Origin of the sequence: Granulicatella elegans ATCC 700633, from assembly GCF_000162475.2 — a bacterium.
GTDB lineage: Bacteria > Bacillota > Bacilli > Lactobacillales > Aerococcaceae > Granulicatella > Granulicatella elegans.
The window spans coordinates 1727845-1743361 of the sequence record NZ_KI391971.1 but is presented as its reverse complement, the minus strand read 5'-3'; the positions used below and the strand labels follow the sequence as shown (position 1 = coordinate 1743361).

The window sequence follows — 15517 nt, the reverse complement described above, 5'->3', positions numbered from 1 at the left end:
AAATATTATGGAGGTTTAGCTCAGCTGGGAGAGCACCTGCCTTACAAGCAGGGGGTCAGCGGTTCGATCCCGTTAACCTCCATATCATAAAGAGTGATTAGCTCAGTTGGTAGAGCATCTGACTTTTAATCAGAGGGTCACAGGTTCGAGCCCTGTATCACTCATTCTCAAGCGAGAAATCGCGGGTGTGGCGGAATTGGCAGACGCACTAGATTTAGGATCTAGCGCCGAGAGGCGTGGGGGTTCGAGTCCCTTCACCCGCACTATTAAGTTTCAGCCGGCTTAGCTCAGTTGGTAGAGCATCTGATTTGTAATCAGAGGGTCGAGGGTTCAAGTCCTTTAGCCGGCATTTAAATGAATAAATTTGCGGAAGTAGTTCAGTGGTAGAACACCACCTTGCCAAGGTGGGGGTCGCGGGTTCGAACCCCGTCTTCCGCTTTGCCAATGATAAACCATGGCCCATGCCGGGGTGGCGGAATTGGCAGACGCACAGGACTTAAAATCCTGCGGTCAGTGATGACCGTGCCGGTTCGACCCCGGCCCTCGGCATTTTCAATACAATTGAATAAAATTTGCACCCATAGCTCAATTGGATAGAGTACTTGACTACGAATCAAGCGGTTACAGGTTCGACTCCTGTTGGGTGCATTTTTTCTATATATAAGTGAATATTTAGCACCCATAGCTCAATTGGATAGAGTACTTGACTACGAATCAAGCGGTTACAGGTTCGACTCCTGTTGGGTGCATTATCGGGAATTAGCTCAGCTTGGTAGAGCACTTGGTTTGGGACCAAGGGGTCGTAGGTTCGAATCCTGTATTCCCGATTTATTGGCAAGTAAGTGCTAGCTTACTTGTCTTTTTTTGTATATAATATAATTATTAATAATTTGGAGGAATTTTATATGGTATTAGGTAGTATCGAAGCTGGTGGTACAAAGTTTGTTTGTGCGATTGGAAATCATGATATGGAAGTTTTAGAAAGAGTTTCAATTCCAACAACAACTCCAGAGGAAACTTTACCAAAAGTTTTTGAATTTTTTAAAAAATATGAACAAGAATTAGAAGCAGTTGGTGTGGGCGCGTTTGGTCCAATTGATAGTAATAAAAAATCTGCAACATTTGGATACATTACTTCTACTCCAAAATTAGCATGGCAAAATTTTGATTTTATTGGTGAATTGAAACGTCATTTAAATGTACCAATTAATTGGACAACTGATGTAAACGCAGCGGCTTATGGAGAATACTATTTTGGCCATGGAAAAGATTTAGAAAGTTTAGTGTATTATACATTTGGAACCGGTGTTGGTGGTGGTGCTATCCAACGTGGTGAATTTGTTGGTGGAATGAACTTCCCTGAAATGGGTCATATGATTGTAAAACGTCATCCAGAAGACAATGCAAAATGTGTTTGTCCTTTCCACTCTGACTGTTTAGAAGGTTTAGCAGCTGGACCAGCTTTACAAGAAAAAGCTGGACGTCCTGCATTTGAATTAGAGCCAACTGATCCAATTTGGGATATTGAAGCTTACTATGCTGCTCAATGCATTTATAATACAACATTAATTTTAGCTCCTGAAGTAATTGTTTTAGGTGGTGGGGTTATGCAACAAACTCATTTATTGAAAAAAGTGAAGCAAGAATTTGAAAAATTAATGAATGGTTATGTTGGCTATCCTTCCGTGGATGAGTATTTACAAACTCCAGCATTAGGGAATAATGCAGCAACAATTGGATGCTTAGCAATGGCGAAGGCTCTTTTAAAATAAATAAATTACTAGAAACTGACTACTTGGACAGTAGTAATGGATGCCAGCAAATCTGCGGTTTCATGGCTAAAAATCAAGCCTAGGTCTTGATTTTTCCAGTAATATAAGCCATTTTGGCTTATATTACCAATACTACTGTAAGTAGTCGTTTCTATTTGTACGAAACTAATGAGGAGACGTAAAAAACAACTGACTTCTTATACTATAGCAATGGAAGCCAGTACAGGTTCATGGCTTGAATGCTACTTTTCATGTTTATTTCGTTATCTATTTGTATGAACTCTATACATTGTATAGGGTTCTTTTTTTAATTTTTTGAGATTTATTTGTTGACTATTACTAAACTTAGAGTATAATGAGTAATAGTGTTATTAAACTTTAAGTTTAAAGAATGGAGGGATAAGATGGAAATAGGGAGTCATTTGAAAGCTCTGCGTGTTCAAAAAGGACTTACACAAGAAGAATTAGCCGAGAGGACGGATTTGTCTAAAGGATATATTTCCCAATTAGAAAACGATCTAAGTTCACCTTCGATGGATACATTTTTTGATATTTTAGAAGTATTAGGATGTGCACCAAAGGATTTCTTTGAAGATGGACCAGAAGAAGCTTTAACTGTTTATGGGCCTGAAGATATGACCGTAATGGAGGATCCAAAACATAAAACAATAGTGACTTGGTTAAATCCAGATTCAAATGAACATGAAATGGAACCTGTAATATTAGAGTTTAAACCTCAAGGGGAATACAAAGTGTTCCAACCATCATTATCCGAAACTTTTGGATATGTTCTAGAAGGTAAAGTACAAGTAAAAGTAGGAAAACAAATAGAAGTTGTCTCTAAAGGAGAATCTTTTTATTTTGAAGCTTCTGCTAAACACCAAATTAAAAATGCTGGCAATGAAACAAGTAAGGTATTAATTGTCGCAACAAATTCTTATTTATAAAAAGGAAGGATTGGTACAAAACATGTCCAACAATGCAATTATTACATTTGAAAATGTTACAAAATCTTATGATGATACTCAAGTTTTAAAAAATATTAACTTTGAAATTGAAAAAGGAAAATTTTATACATTATTAGGCCCTTCAGGATGTGGTAAAACTACTATTCTTCGTATTATTGCTGGTTTTACGGATGCAACAACAGGTTCTGTTACTTTAAATGGAGAAGATGTTACAGATTTACCACCGAATAAACGTAAAGTAAATACTGTATTCCAAGACTATGCATTATTCCCACATATGAATGTGTTTGAAAATATCGCATTTGGCTTACGTTTGAAAAAATTACCTGAAGATGTGATTAAACAAAAAGTTTCTGAAGCATTAAAATTAGTTCAATTATCAGGATATGAAAAACGTGAAATTGTTCAAATGTCTGGTGGACAACAACAGCGTGTAGCGATTGCTCGTGCCTTAGTAAATGAACCAGAGGTTTTATTATTAGATGAACCATTATCAGCATTAGACTTAAAATTAAGAACAGACATGCAGTATGAATTACGTGAATTACAACAACGTTTAGGTATTACATTTATTTTCGTAACGCATGACCAAGAAGAAGCTCTTGCGATGAGTGATGAAATCTTCGTATTGAATGGTGGAGAAATTATTCAATCAGGTACTCCAGTAGATATTTATGATGAACCAATCAACCGTTTCGTTGCAGACTTTATCGGGGAAAGTAATATCGTTGCCGGTGTGATGAAGGAAGACTACTTAGTAGAATTTGTTGGGAAAGAATTTGAATGTGCCGATGCTGGTATGCGTCCAAATGAAAAAGTAGAAATCGTAATCCGTCCGGAAGATTTATCTCTAACAAGTGTAGATAAAGGGAAATTAACCGTTGAAGTGGATACACAATTATTCCGTGGAGTTCACTATGAAATTATTTGTTATGACGAAAATAAAAATGAGTGGATGATTCACTCAACGAAGAAAGCAGAAGTTGGCTCTAAAGTTGGTTTATACTTCGAACCACAAGATATTCACGTAATGCGTTTTGGAGAAAGTGAAGAAGAATTTGATGCTCGTCTAGAAAGCTATGAGGAAGTGGAGGACGATAATAATGAGTAAAAATTCTCGTGTGTTCTTTTCCATTCCATATCTTTTATGGTTGGCATTATTTGTAATAGCGCCTTTGGCAATGATTTTCTATAAATCATTTTTCGATATTAATAATCAATTAACAATTGGAAACTATACGAATTATTTTTCTTCTGGTAATTATTTAGAAATGACATTTAACTCAGTGTGGTATGCCTTTTTAGTAACATTAGTGACTTTAGTTGTGAGTTATCCTACTGCTTACTTTTTAAGTAAAACTAAACATAAAAATTTATGGTTATTATTAATTATTTTACCAACATGGGTCAATTTATTATTAAAAGCCTATGCTTTTATTGGTATTTTTAGTCAAACTGGTACAGTGAATCAATTTTTATCATTATTTGGAATTGCACCAAAAGAGTTTTTATTTACAGATTTTAGTTTCTTAACAGTAGCTGCTTATATTGAATTACCATTTATGATTTTACCAATTTTCAATGCGGTACAAGAATTACCAAGTTCATTAATTGCGGCAAGCCGTGACCTTGGGGCGACTCCTTGGCAAACATTAAAAAATGTCGTCATTCCATTAACGATGAGTGGTGTAAGAAGTGGAGTTCAAGCAGTATTTATTCCTTCACTTTCTCTATTCATGTTAACTCGTTTAATTGGAGGAAATCGTGTGATTACATTAGGGACTGCCGTTGAGCAACATTTCTTAGTAACACAAAACTGGGGAATGGGTTCAACAATTGGGGTTGTCTTAATTGTGGCCATGATTGTCTTAATGTTTGTAACACGTGATCGTAGAAGAGGAGGAGAAGCATAATGAAATTAGAGAAAAATCATTGGTTATCAAATGCCTATTTAGTATTTATATTTGCAGTACTGTATGCTCCAATTTTCTATTTGATTTATTACTCATTTAATAGTGGTGGAGGAATGAATGATTTCCAATCCTTTACTTTAGAACATTATCAAGCTGTTCTTGGTGATACAAGATTAATTGGTATTGTAATTGATACTTTAGTTTTAGCTTTATTATCAGCTCTATGTGCAACAATTATTGGTACACTTGGTGCAATTATGATTGACTTTATTCGTTCAAATAGAAGAAAACAATTTGTTCTTGGAATGAATAATATTTTATTAGTTTCACCAGACGTTATTATCGGGGCAAGTTTATTAATTTTATTTACATTTATTGGATTTAAATTAGGATTTTGGTCTGTACTACTTTCGCATATTGCGTTTAATATTCCGATTGTTGTATTAATGGTTTTACCAAAATTAACAGAAATGAATCGTTCAATGATTACTGCTGCACGTGACTTAGGTGCAACAAGTTCTCAAGTGTTAACACGTATTATTTTACCATCGATTACACCTGGTATTTTAAGTGGATTCTTTATGGCATTTACGTATTCTTTAGATGATTTTGCGGTAACTTTCTTCGTAACAGGAAATGGATTCTCTACAATTGCGGTTGAGATTTATTCAAGAGCTCGTCAAGGAATTAGTTTACAAATTAATGCTTTAAGTACATTAATGTTCTTATTCTCATTAATTTTAGTGATTGGATATTATTTCATTCAACAATACCAAGCAAAACGATTAAATCAGAAAAATGCTGAAAATGATTTAGCGAAGGGGGTAGTACTGTGAAGCGATTAATGATGTTTGTTGGGGCAATTTTAGTCGCAAGTTTAGGATTATTACTTTTTAGAAAAAATTTTGAAACTGCTATCGCAGGAAATCCTGATACCATTATTGTATACAACTGGGGAGACTATATTGACCCAAGTTTAATTACCCAGTTTGAAGAAGAGACTGGCTATAAAGTTATTTATGAAACATTTGATTCCAATGAAGCGATGTATACAAAAATCAAACAAGGTGGAACGAATTATGATGTGGCGATTCCAAGTGAATATGCGATTCATAAAATGTTAAAAGAAGATTTATTAGTGCCATTAGATTATTCAAAAATTGAAGGAATGGAGCATTTAGATGAGAAATTCTTGAATAAGAGTTTTGATCCAAATAATCGTTATAGTATACCTTATTTCTGGGGAACTTTAGGAATTATTTATAATACAAAAAATATTGCTGAAGGCGAAATTACGAAATGGTCTGATTTATGGAATGAGGAGTACAAAGATTCGATTTTATTTATCGATGGTGCTAGAGAAATGATGGGAATTGCACTTCAAACTCAAGGATATTCTTTGAATGAAAAGGATCCAGAAGTTGTGAAAGAAGCAGGTAAATTCTTGAAAACATTAATGCCAAATGCTAAAGCAATTATTGCGGATGAGATGAAGACTTACATGGCGCAAGAGGAAGCTTCCATTGGTGTGTCATTCTCTGGAGAAGCTGCGAAGATGTTGGAAAAAAATGAAGATTTAGCGTATGTCTTACCGGAAGAGGGAACAAACTTATGGTTTGATAATATTGTCATTCCAAAAACGGCTAAAAACTATGATGGTGCATACCGTTTTATTTCATTTTTATTGAGACCGGATGTAGCTGCTAAAAATGCGGAATATGTTGGATACTCAACTCCAAATAAAGATGCGTTAGAGTTGTTACCAGAAGAGGTAACGAGTAATGAGACTTTTTATCCTACGGATGAGCAGATGGAACATATGGAAGTGTATGAGAATCTAGGTTCTGAGTTGCTAGGGTTGTATAATGACCTGTTCTTGGAGGCTAAGATTTTCCGCAACTAAAATGTTCGTAATAGACTTTGTTTTATAGTAGCAAAAGGACGCCAGCAGACCTGCGGTCTCATGGCTAAATTTCGAGCCTTGGTCTCGAAATTTCCAGTAATATAATCTGACTTTGCAGATTATATTACTAATGCTACTATACAAAGTCTTTTCTTTTGGAATGATATTTATGAGAGTGCGTTAACGAGATAGACTGTGCATGATAGTAATAGGGGACGGCAGCAAACAGCTTTGCTGTTTCATGCCTAAAAATTGAGCCTAGGGTCTCAATTTTCCCTGTGATATAATCAGCAGTTGCTGGTTATATCACTAATATTACTATGCAAAGTCTTTTTGTGTTTTTTTGCGTTATAAAGTTTATTATAAAATTACTAGACAAATATTCTATCGCTTGTTATAATCGTCCTATAAATAATAAACATTTATGAAGAAGAGAGTAGTTTACGGATATCTGTTTTAGCGAGCTGGGGTGGTGGAAGCCGGTCATGATGAAGTAAATGAACCGCACTTTGGAAATGATTATTCGAATGTAGTAGAGTAATCCGGTCGCTTACCGTTAAAAAAGTTTAAAGTGGTTTAAGATTTTAAACAATAAGAGTGGTACCACGGGTTATCTCGTCTCTAGTCAAGGTTGCTTGATTAGGGGCTTTTTTATTTATCATTTATACAAAAAGAAGGAGTGTCAAGATGGATTACAAAAAAATAGTAGCAGAACAAATTCATAAAACAATTAGTGAACATTTATCGTTTGAAGAAATTTATAAAATGATTGAAGTTCCAAAATATGCAGAACAAGGGGACTTAGCTTTCCCAGCATTCTCACTTGCAAAAGTATTACGTAAAGCACCTCAAGCAATTGCACAAGAAATTGTTGAAGCAGTTTCTGATGAACATATTAGCCAAGCAGTAGCAATGGGACCTTACGCAAACTTCTTCCTATCAAAAGGTAAATTTGCAGATGAAACATTACACACTGTTTTAGAACAAAGAGAAAACTATGGTAACTTTGATTTTGGACAAGGACGTAATGCTATAGTGGATATGTCAAGTCCAAATATTGCAAAACCAATGTCAATGGGTCACTTACGTTCAACAGTTATTGGGAATGCTATTGCTAACTTAGAGAAAAAAGTTGGTTATAACCCAATTAAAATCAACCACTTAGGAGACTGGGGAACACAATTCGGTAAATTAATCGTTGCTTATAAAAAATGGGGAACAAAAGAAGCCGTTGAACAAGATCCAATCGCAGAATTATTACGTTTATACGTTAAATTCCATGATGAAGCAGAACGTGACAGCTCTTTAGAAGATGAAGGTCGTGCATGGTTCAAAAAATTAGAAGATGGCGACGCTGAAGCAGAAGAACTATGGAATTGGTTCAAATCTGAATCATTAAAAGAATTCAACCGAATTTACGATGTATTAGGAATTACATTTGATTCTTATAATGGTGAAGCTTTCTATAATGATAAAATGGATCCAATTGTAGAATACTTAGAAAGCAATGGAATTACTACAATTGATCGTGGAGCAACTGTTGTTCACTTAGATAAATATGATTTACCACCTGCATTAATTAAAAAATCTGATGGTGCTACATTATATATTACTCGTGACTTAGCAGCTGCACATTACCGTAAAGAAACTTACGATTTCGCTAAAAACATTTATGTTGTAGGGAATGAACAAGCAAACCACTTCAGACAATTAAAAGCTGTTTTAAATGAAATGGGCCGTGATTGGCAAGAAAACATGATTCATGTTGGCTTTGGTTTAATTACATTAGGTGGTAAAAAATTATCAACACGTAAAGGTAAAATTGTCTTATTAGAAGAAGTTTTACGTGAAGCTGAAGAATTAGCCTTAAAACAAATTGAAGCTAAAAATCCAAACTTACCAAACAAAGAACAAGTTGCAAAACAAGTTGGGGTAGGTGCGGTAATCTTCCACGATTTGAAAAACGATCGTACAAACAACTTTGACTTCAACTTGGAAGAAGTTGTTCAATTTGAAGGAGAAACTGGCCCTTATGTTCAATATACTCGTGCTCGTGCAATGAGTATTTTAAGAAAAGCAGGAGTTTCAGTTGATTTATCTCAACCATTATCATTAGAAGATGACTATGCATGGGAAGTATTAAAACAAATTGAAAATTATCCAAATATTGTGAAATATGCAGAAAGTAAATTTGAACCTTCTGTGATTTCTAAATATGTAATTTCTCTAGCGCAAGCCTTCAATAAATATTATGCAAACAGCCGCATCTTACAAGAAGATGAAGGACTAAATGCTCGTTTAGCATTAGTGGAAGCAACAGCTGTTATCTTAAAACAAGGTCTTGCAATTTTAGGAGTAGAATCTCCAGACGAAATGTAGCCATCCTATCTCTCACTTGTTTACCTGGCAAGTGGGAGTTTTTTGTTTATAAGAAGAAATTTCTGTTGAAACGCTGTAAAAGGATTGATAAAATCTTCATGAGAATTATTTCACAATTTTATTTTTTATTCTTTCCTAAATAATTATTAGGAAAGGTGGGATGGATGAGGTTTGTCAAAAATAGAGGGTGTATTTAGGATTGATGGTAATTTTAAAATTGGATAGAATTCTTACTTTACAAACTTATATAAAGGAGTAATGTTATGGGACTTTCATTTGGACCAAATTATACATGGACGGATCATTTCGCTCAAAGAGCACTGGAGCGGTTTGAAGTTAACAATGAACAGCTTCCAAAATGGGTAGGTAGACAACTTGGAAGTTTAGTAGAGTATAATAAGAATGAAGAACAGCGTCCAGAAGAGAAAAAATATGTTTCGCAAATAGGAGTTGTTTTTGTTTGTAATACAATTGAACAAAAATTTTTAACTTGCTATGAAGCGAATGATTTAGTACCAGAAGGAAAAAATATTACCATTCATGAAAATAATTTGGCATTATTTTCTGAAGAAGTAGCACATATTGCTAAAAAGTATCGTCATAAAGATGCTAAGGAGATGCTGATGAGTATTGAAGAACATCTAGATAATTTTCATCAATTTTCTCATAAAATATTATCAGGTAGATTAACTGAACGTAATTATGAGTTAATTGCAAAATTAATAGATGAATTTCATGTCATTCGTTCGGCAATGAAAATAATTGAAACAAAACAAGGAGATTTTAAGGCTTAGTATAGTTAGTTGTGACATTTTACTATCTAAACTAGTTCTTGATGAAACATCCGTTTAAGTTGTGCTCTACTTAAACGGATGTTTTTTTATTTTAAAATAAATTCATACTTTCAGACCGTACTAGTTGACGTGAAAGCGATATTTTATTACTATCAATTTATTGTAAACTAAAAAGAGGGAAATGAGGTTTTTCATGAAAAAATTAGTATCTTTAATTTTATCTATTTTGGTCGTTGTACTTTTACTATTAGGAGTAAAAAAATATATTCAATCGCAAGAAATTTCTGCAGATGAATCTGCTTCTAGTGAAAAACAGCAGCTCTATTTATTTAACTGGGGAAATTATATTGATCCAGATTTGATTAAAGAATTTGAAGCAGAAACGAATATTCAAGTGGTCTATGAAACTTTCGATTCAAATGATGCAATGGAAGCAAAATTAAAACAAGGTGGTACTCGATATGATATCGTATTTCCAAGTGAATCGAGTATTACGAAATTAGTAAATCAAAACTTATTACAGCCATTGGATCATTCAAAAATTCAAGGTTTAGAAAATATTTCGCCATTTTTATTAAATAGTCCAGTGGATCCTGGGAATCAATTTACAGTTCCTTATTTCTGGGGGACTGTTGGGATTATGGTGAATACAAAATATATCGATCCAGAAAGTATTACAACTTGGAATGATTTATGGAAGAGTGAATTCCAAAATAAAATTTTATTACTAGATGGAAATCGTGAAACAATGGGATTAGCATTACAGTCATTAGGTTACTCACTCAATTCAAAAGATGCAGCGCAATTAAAAGAAGCAGAATTGAAAATTAAAGCATTAAATCCAAATGTACGTGCTGTATTAAATGAAGAAATTAAAACAATGATGAAATTAGAAGAAGCACCAATTGGTATTGGGTATTCAGGAGATGCTGCTGCTGTAGCAGAAGCTAATCCAGCGGTGCAATATATTTTACCACAAGATGGAAGTGCTGTTTGGACGGATAACTTTGCGTTATCATATAATGCAGAAAATATTGAAGGAGCGTATGCGTTTATTAACTTTATGCTTCGTCCTGAAAATGCAGCTAGAAATGCAGCATTTGTAGGATATGCTACACCAAATGAAGCTGCAAAAGAGTTATTAGATGAAGAAGTGGTTTCAGATGAAACTTTTTATCCATCACAAGAAGTTATTGAAAGTTTAGAGCATTATGAATACCTTGGAACAGAATGGATTTCTAACTACAATGATGCCTTTTTAAATTTTAAAATGGAGTTATAATATGCATTATTTTGTTAAAAGTAAACATCTCTTTATTGGAGATTCAAAAGAAACGATTGAAGGAATATTAGAAATAAAAGATGGGAAGATTGCAGCTATTCTTCCTTATCATGAAGAAGTAGAGGGAGAAATCATTGATACAGGAAATCAAATGGTTACTCCTGGATTTATTGATGCGCATGTGCATTTATATTTATCCAGTTTGATTCATTTAGGAAAGATGAAAGCAGTCGGAGCGACTTCAATTGAAGAAGTCGTTGCTCAAGCAAAAGAAATTCCTGTTTATAATGGCTGGAAAATTGGGATTGGCTGGTATGCGAGTGATTTTGGACAACAAGTTTTACCAACGAAAGAAGATTTAGATAAAGCTTCGAATGAAGTTCCAATTTGCTTGATTGCTGGAGATGCACACACGATTTGGCTGAATACAAAAGCATTAGAAGAATTAAGGTTAACGAGTGAAAACATTCCTTCTGAAATTGGTGGAGAAGCTGTTAAAAAAGACGGTGAGTTAACAGGAGTATTTTTAGAAGCAATTGCGATTTATTATTTATCTAAAGTGTTGGCAATTTATGAAGCTGAGTCTAAAGTAGCGTTATTAGACTATATGAAACATTTGAATGCGATGGGAATCACAGCAGTTGGCGATGTTGCGTTAACAGGAGAAAGCCCTGATGATATTGTTTATCCCAAATTGTATTCTAGTGTAGAAGATGATGCAACGGTTCGAGTAAGCTTTTTCCCAGCGATGCGTGAAGAAGTGGGAGAAAACCGTCGTCTTTATCAAACTTACCAATCTCCAATGTTGCAAATGGGGGGCGTGAAACAGTTTTATGATGGCGTAACAAGTTCGCATACAGCTTATTTAAAAGAACCATATCCAATGCCATTTTTTGAAGGAGATGTGGGAGGACCACTTTTAACGGAAGAAAAAATGGAACGATTGACGTTATTAGCCAACCAAGAAGGATGGCCAATGCGTATCCATACCGTTGGAGATAGAGCAGTTGAGCTAACATTATTGAATTTCAAACAAGCACAAGAAAAATATCCTTTTGACGCTCCTTATAAATTCAATACAATTGAGCATTTAGAAGTAATGGATCCAAAAGACTTGCCACTTACTGCTCAAAAATCTCTTATTGTTTCAGTTCAACCAAGTCACTTATTAGTGGGATATGAAACATTAGATGAAGAAGTTGGAGAAACTCGTGCAAAACAAATGTTTCCATTCAAATCCTTTATTCAACATGGAGCGACTTTAGCATTTGGAACGGATACTCCAGTAGTACTAAATGTAACACCGTTTGAAACGATGTACTTTGCGGTAGCTCGTCAAACAGTAGAAGGGCTTCCAGAACCAGCATTGATGCCTGAGCAAAGAATTAGTGCCAAAGAAGCTCTGATAGCTCATACAAATGGAGCAGCAAAATCACTGAGTCGATTAGATATTGGAACATTAGAAGTAGGAAATTTTGCAGACTTTGTTATTTTATCGAAAAATTTCTTAGACGGAAGTCCAGAAGAAATTTTGAAAACAACGGTCGTAGCGACTTATATTAACGGGAAAAAAGTGTTTGAAAGACACTAATGAAGAAATGAAGAGAAAAACTTTTTGCTGTATTAGCATGAGTGATGAACCACTTTTTGGAGATACTTATGAACTGAATACGGTAGAAAGTTTTTTCTATTATATTTTGACAATATATCGTATTAAATTCATGTTTTTTTGTAAAGAATTCTATATTTTATATTGTAAACAATCATTATACTTAAATTAACAATTAGAAGAGGGTGTATCTATGGATTTATTATTATGGGGTAGCATTTTTGCTGCTGGACTTTTGTCATTTTTCTCTCCATGTGTTTTACCATTATTTCCGGTATATTTTGGAGTTTTAATGAGTGATAGAGGAAGTCGTACAATAAAAGTTGGAAATTTTGAAATTGCGATTTTACCACTTGTTCGAACATTATTATTTGTAGCTGGAATTTCAACAATCTTTTTTGTATTAGGATTTGCAGCTAGTCTATTAGGACAATTGGTTTATAATCCGTATTTCCATTTAGTGTTAGGAACGATTATTGTTCTATTAGGTTTACATCAAATGGAAGTGTTTCAGCTAACTACTTTACAAAAGCAAAAGACGGTACAGTTTGAAACCGATGGCAAGCATTCTTTATGGAGTAGCTATTTGTTAGGAGTTAGTTTTAGTTTTGGTTGGACACCATGTGTAGGTCCAGTTTTAAGTTCTGTTCTAACATTAGTAGCAACTCAACAAGCAAGTATTTTTTATGGAATGTTTTTATTAGCAATTTATATTTTAGGTTTAGCTATTCCGTTTTTAGCTTTAGCAATTGCATCTACTACAGCGATGAAAGCTTTTAATCTTGCGAAAAAGCAATTATATCTCTTAAAGAAAATTGGGGGGCTTGTCATTATAGGAATGGGAGCTTGGATTATTTTTCAACAAATACAAATTTTATTACAAAGATAGGAGAATGACAGATGAAGAAATGGAAATATGTAGTTCTTGGAGCTAGTTTATTATTAGGAGCTTGTCAACCAATGGGGATGAAAGGGGGAGATACAATGAAAAATTCAACAGATATGACAATGAAAGATAAAAAAGAAGAAACAAAAGCAATGACAACCTCTGCTAAAGCTGTGGATGCTAGTTTTAAAACATTTGATGGAAAAGATGTTAAATTATCAGACTATAAAGGAAAGAAAGTTTATATTAAAGTATGGGCTTCATGGTGTCCAACTTGTTTAGCTGGGTTAGCAGAGATTGATTCTTTTGCGGCTAATCATTCTGATGATACGGTTGTTTTAAGTGTAGTAGCTCCTGGAGTGAATCGTGAGAAAAAAGCAGAAGATTTTAAAGAATGGTTCTCTGGATTGGAGTATAAAAATTTACCAGTATTAATGGCAGAAAAACCTGATTTCTTTAAACAAGTGGGAGTAATTGGATATCCAACATCTGTTTTCATCAATGCAAATGGAGAACTAGTACAAGCTCATCCAGGGCATCTATCAAATGAGGATATTCAGAAACAACTTGATAAAATGTAGGGAGTGTTTAAAATGGATAAAAAAATATTGATTGGAGTCGTATCGTTAATTGTATTGCTGATTGCTTCTTATTATTTCATTCATCCTTCAATATCAACAGCTCAAGCGAATGGAAATCCAATTGAGAAAAAAGTTAGTTCACTAATTAATCAACAAAAGGTTAACAAATCAGAAAATAAGGGGGAAAAAGAGTTGAAAGAAATCTATTTAGCAGGTGGCTGTTTCTGGGGCTTAGAAGAATATTTTTCAAGAATTACTGGAGTTGAAGATGCAGTTAGTGGGTATGCAAATGGAAAAGTAGAAACAACCAACTATCAATTAATTCATGATACAGACCATGCAGAAACAGTAAAAATTACTTATGATGCAAAAGCTGTATCCCTTCGAGAAATTTTATTATATTACTTTAGAGTGATTGATCCACTATCAGTTAATAAACAAGGAAATGATGTAGGTCGTCAATATCGAACAGGAATTTATTATCAAAATGATGACGATAAAGAAATTATTGAGCAAGTAGTTGCAGAAAAAGAAGAACAATTAGGAAAGAAAGTTGCAATTGAAAGAGAAAATCTTAGAAATTTTGTTGTTGCAGAAGATTACCATCAAGATTATTTAAAGAAACATCCAAATGGCTATTGTCATATTGATGTGAATAAAGCAAATGATCCAGTGATTGATCCTAATTTATTCCCATTACCAGATGAAGAAACATTGAAAAATACTTTGACAAAAGAACAATATGCAGTTACTAGAGAAAATCGTACAGAAATGGCTTTTTCTAACGAGTATTGGGACAATCATGAAGCAGGGATTTATGTGGATGTAGCAACTGGTGAACCACTTTTCTCTTCAAAAGATAAGTTTGATTCCGGTTGTGGTTGGCCAAGTTTTACAAAACCAATTTCTTCTGAAGTAGTCACTTATAAGGAAGATACAAGTTTTAATATGAAACGAATTGAAGTTCGCAGTCGCATTGCGGATTCACATTTAGGACATGTATTTGATGATGGACCTCAAGATAAAGGCGGATTACGTTTCTGCATTAATAGTGCATCTATCCGTTTTATTCCATTAGCAGAGATGGAAGAAAAAGGCTATGGATTTTTGATGGATTTTGTTAAATAAGACTTTAGCTGTTGTAGCAGGGGACGGCAGCAAACCTTCGGTTTCATGCCTAAAAATTGAGCCTTGGTCTCAATTTTTCCTGTCCAATAAGCCATACTTGACTTATTGGACTAATGCTACAACGGCAAGTCTTTTTTGGTTAGGGGCATATATATGAGAGGGCGTAATGAATAAAGAGAAAATACTTCCCATAGTAAGGAAAATTCGAGACCAAGGCTCGAATTTTAGGTATGAGACTTGCAAAGCAAGGCTGCTACCGTCCTTTGTTACTATATCCAGAAGTATTTTCTCTTTACGCATAC

13 protein-coding genes, 9 tRNA genes and 1 other annotated feature are annotated in these 15517 nt (G+C 34.2%); all 22 genes read left to right on the top strand.

The window, feature by feature from the left end; translation table 11 throughout:
- Positions 1-9 precede the first annotated feature (9 nt).
- The 22 genes from HMPREF0446_RS08070 (at position 10) to msrB (ending at position 15215) form a co-directional block, all read left to right on the top strand.
- Positions 10-82 (top strand) — tRNA-Val (locus HMPREF0446_RS08070).
- Between the two features lie 9 nt (positions 83-91).
- A tRNA-Lys gene (locus tag HMPREF0446_RS08065) sits at positions 92-164 on the top strand.
- Between the two features lie 17 nt (positions 165-181).
- Positions 182-263 (top strand) — tRNA-Leu (locus HMPREF0446_RS08060).
- A gap of 13 nt (positions 264-276) precedes the next feature.
- Positions 277-349 (top strand) — tRNA-Thr (locus tag HMPREF0446_RS08055).
- Positions 350-366: 17 nt separating this feature from the next.
- Positions 367-438: transfer RNA gene (locus HMPREF0446_RS08050), tRNA-Gly, on the top strand.
- Between the two features lie 25 nt (positions 439-463).
- A tRNA-Leu gene (locus HMPREF0446_RS08045) sits at positions 464-549 on the top strand.
- A gap of 25 nt (positions 550-574) precedes the next feature.
- Positions 575-648, top strand: a tRNA-Arg gene (locus HMPREF0446_RS08040).
- A gap of 27 nt (positions 649-675) precedes the next feature.
- A tRNA-Arg gene (locus HMPREF0446_RS08035) sits at positions 676-749 on the top strand.
- A 4-nt stretch (positions 750-753) separates the two neighbouring features.
- Positions 754-827: transfer RNA gene (locus HMPREF0446_RS08030), tRNA-Pro, on the top strand.
- Positions 828-905: 78 nt separating this feature from the next.
- Positions 906-1772, top strand: coding sequence for an ROK family protein (locus tag HMPREF0446_RS08025; RefSeq protein ID WP_006703928.1), 867 nt, complete (start codon positions 906-908; stop codon positions 1770-1772).
- Positions 1773-2176: 404 nt separating this feature from the next.
- A complete protein-coding gene (locus tag HMPREF0446_RS08020; RefSeq protein ID WP_006703927.1) occupies positions 2177-2719 on the top strand; it encodes a helix-turn-helix domain-containing protein in 543 nt (180 codons plus the stop codon).
- Positions 2720-2741: 22 nt separating this feature from the next.
- A complete protein-coding gene (locus tag HMPREF0446_RS08015; RefSeq protein WP_006703926.1) occupies positions 2742-3851 on the top strand; it encodes an ABC transporter ATP-binding protein in 1110 nt (369 codons plus the stop codon).
- Positions 3844-4653 (top strand): ABC transporter permease, encoded by an 810-nt coding sequence (locus tag HMPREF0446_RS08010; protein ID WP_006703925.1) that lies wholly within the window; start codon positions 3844-3846, stop codon positions 4651-4653. The genes HMPREF0446_RS08015 and HMPREF0446_RS08010 overlap by 8 nt, the downstream gene beginning before the upstream one ends.
- Positions 4653-5489 (top strand): ABC transporter permease, encoded by an 837-nt coding sequence (locus HMPREF0446_RS08005; RefSeq protein WP_006703924.1) that lies wholly within the window; start codon positions 4653-4655, stop codon positions 5487-5489. The genes HMPREF0446_RS08010 and HMPREF0446_RS08005 overlap by 1 nt, the downstream gene beginning before the upstream one ends.
- Positions 5486-6556, top strand: a complete 1071-nt coding sequence (locus HMPREF0446_RS08000) for an ABC transporter substrate-binding protein (protein WP_006703923.1) — start codon at positions 5486-5488, stop codon at positions 6554-6556. The genes HMPREF0446_RS08005 and HMPREF0446_RS08000 overlap by 4 nt, the downstream gene beginning before the upstream one ends.
- 415 nt (positions 6557-6971) lie before the next feature.
- Positions 6972-7182, top strand: a binding site (T-box leader).
- A 61-nt stretch (positions 7183-7243) separates the two neighbouring features.
- On the top strand, positions 7244-8935 hold the full coding sequence (argS, locus tag HMPREF0446_RS07995) for an arginine--tRNA ligase (protein WP_006703922.1): 1692 nt from the start codon (positions 7244-7246) through the stop codon (positions 8933-8935).
- Positions 8936-9198: 263 nt separating this feature from the next.
- Positions 9199-9729 (top strand): hypothetical protein, encoded by a 531-nt coding sequence (locus HMPREF0446_RS07990; RefSeq protein ID WP_006703921.1) that lies wholly within the window; start codon positions 9199-9201, stop codon positions 9727-9729.
- A gap of 193 nt (positions 9730-9922) precedes the next feature.
- Positions 9923-11011, top strand: coding sequence for an ABC transporter substrate-binding protein (locus tag HMPREF0446_RS07985; RefSeq protein WP_006703920.1), 1089 nt, complete (start codon positions 9923-9925; stop codon positions 11009-11011).
- 1 nt (position 11012) lies between these two features.
- Entirely contained in the window at positions 11013-12602 is a 1590-nt protein-coding gene (locus tag HMPREF0446_RS07980) for an amidohydrolase (RefSeq protein WP_006703919.1), read from the top strand.
- A gap of 211 nt (positions 12603-12813) precedes the next feature.
- The gene (locus HMPREF0446_RS07975) at positions 12814-13509 is read left to right on the top strand and encodes a cytochrome c biogenesis CcdA family protein (RefSeq protein WP_006703918.1); all 696 of its coding nucleotides are present in this window, start codon (positions 12814-12816) and stop codon (positions 13507-13509) included.
- A gap of 11 nt (positions 13510-13520) precedes the next feature.
- Complete coding sequence (locus HMPREF0446_RS07970; RefSeq protein ID WP_006703917.1) at positions 13521-14087, top strand: redoxin family protein; 567 nt, start codon at positions 13521-13523, stop codon at positions 14085-14087.
- Positions 14088-14099: 12 nt separating this feature from the next.
- A complete protein-coding gene (msrB, locus tag HMPREF0446_RS07965) occupies positions 14100-15215 on the top strand; it encodes a peptide-methionine (R)-S-oxide reductase MsrB (protein WP_020991453.1) in 1116 nt (371 codons plus the stop codon).
- Positions 15216-15517: the final 302 nt, after the last annotated feature.

Coding starts and splice junctions, on each gene's coding strand:
- HMPREF0446_RS08025 (WP_006703928.1), top strand. CDS start 906: ATGGTATTAGGTAGTATCGAAGCTGGTGGTACAAAGTTTGTTTGTGCG.
- HMPREF0446_RS08020 (WP_006703927.1), top strand. CDS start 2,177: ATGGAAATAGGGAGTCATTTGAAAGCTCTGCGTGTTCAAAAAGGACTT.
- HMPREF0446_RS08015 (WP_006703926.1), top strand. CDS start 2,742: ATGTCCAACAATGCAATTATTACATTTGAAAATGTTACAAAATCTTAT.
- HMPREF0446_RS08010 (WP_006703925.1), top strand. CDS start 3,844: ATGAGTAAAAATTCTCGTGTGTTCTTTTCCATTCCATATCTTTTATGG.
- HMPREF0446_RS08005 (WP_006703924.1), top strand. CDS start 4,653: ATGAAATTAGAGAAAAATCATTGGTTATCAAATGCCTATTTAGTATTT.
- argS (WP_006703922.1), top strand. CDS start 7,244: ATGGATTACAAAAAAATAGTAGCAGAACAAATTCATAAAACAATTAGT.
- HMPREF0446_RS07990 (WP_006703921.1), top strand. CDS start 9,199: ATGGGACTTTCATTTGGACCAAATTATACATGGACGGATCATTTCGCT.
- HMPREF0446_RS07985 (WP_006703920.1), top strand. CDS start 9,923: ATGAAAAAATTAGTATCTTTAATTTTATCTATTTTGGTCGTTGTACTT.
- HMPREF0446_RS07980 (WP_006703919.1), top strand. CDS start 11,013: ATGCATTATTTTGTTAAAAGTAAACATCTCTTTATTGGAGATTCAAAA.
- HMPREF0446_RS07975 (WP_006703918.1), top strand. CDS start 12,814: ATGGATTTATTATTATGGGGTAGCATTTTTGCTGCTGGACTTTTGTCA.
- HMPREF0446_RS07970 (WP_006703917.1), top strand. CDS start 13,521: ATGAAGAAATGGAAATATGTAGTTCTTGGAGCTAGTTTATTATTAGGA.
- msrB (WP_020991453.1), top strand. CDS start 14,100: ATGGATAAAAAAATATTGATTGGAGTCGTATCGTTAATTGTATTGCTG.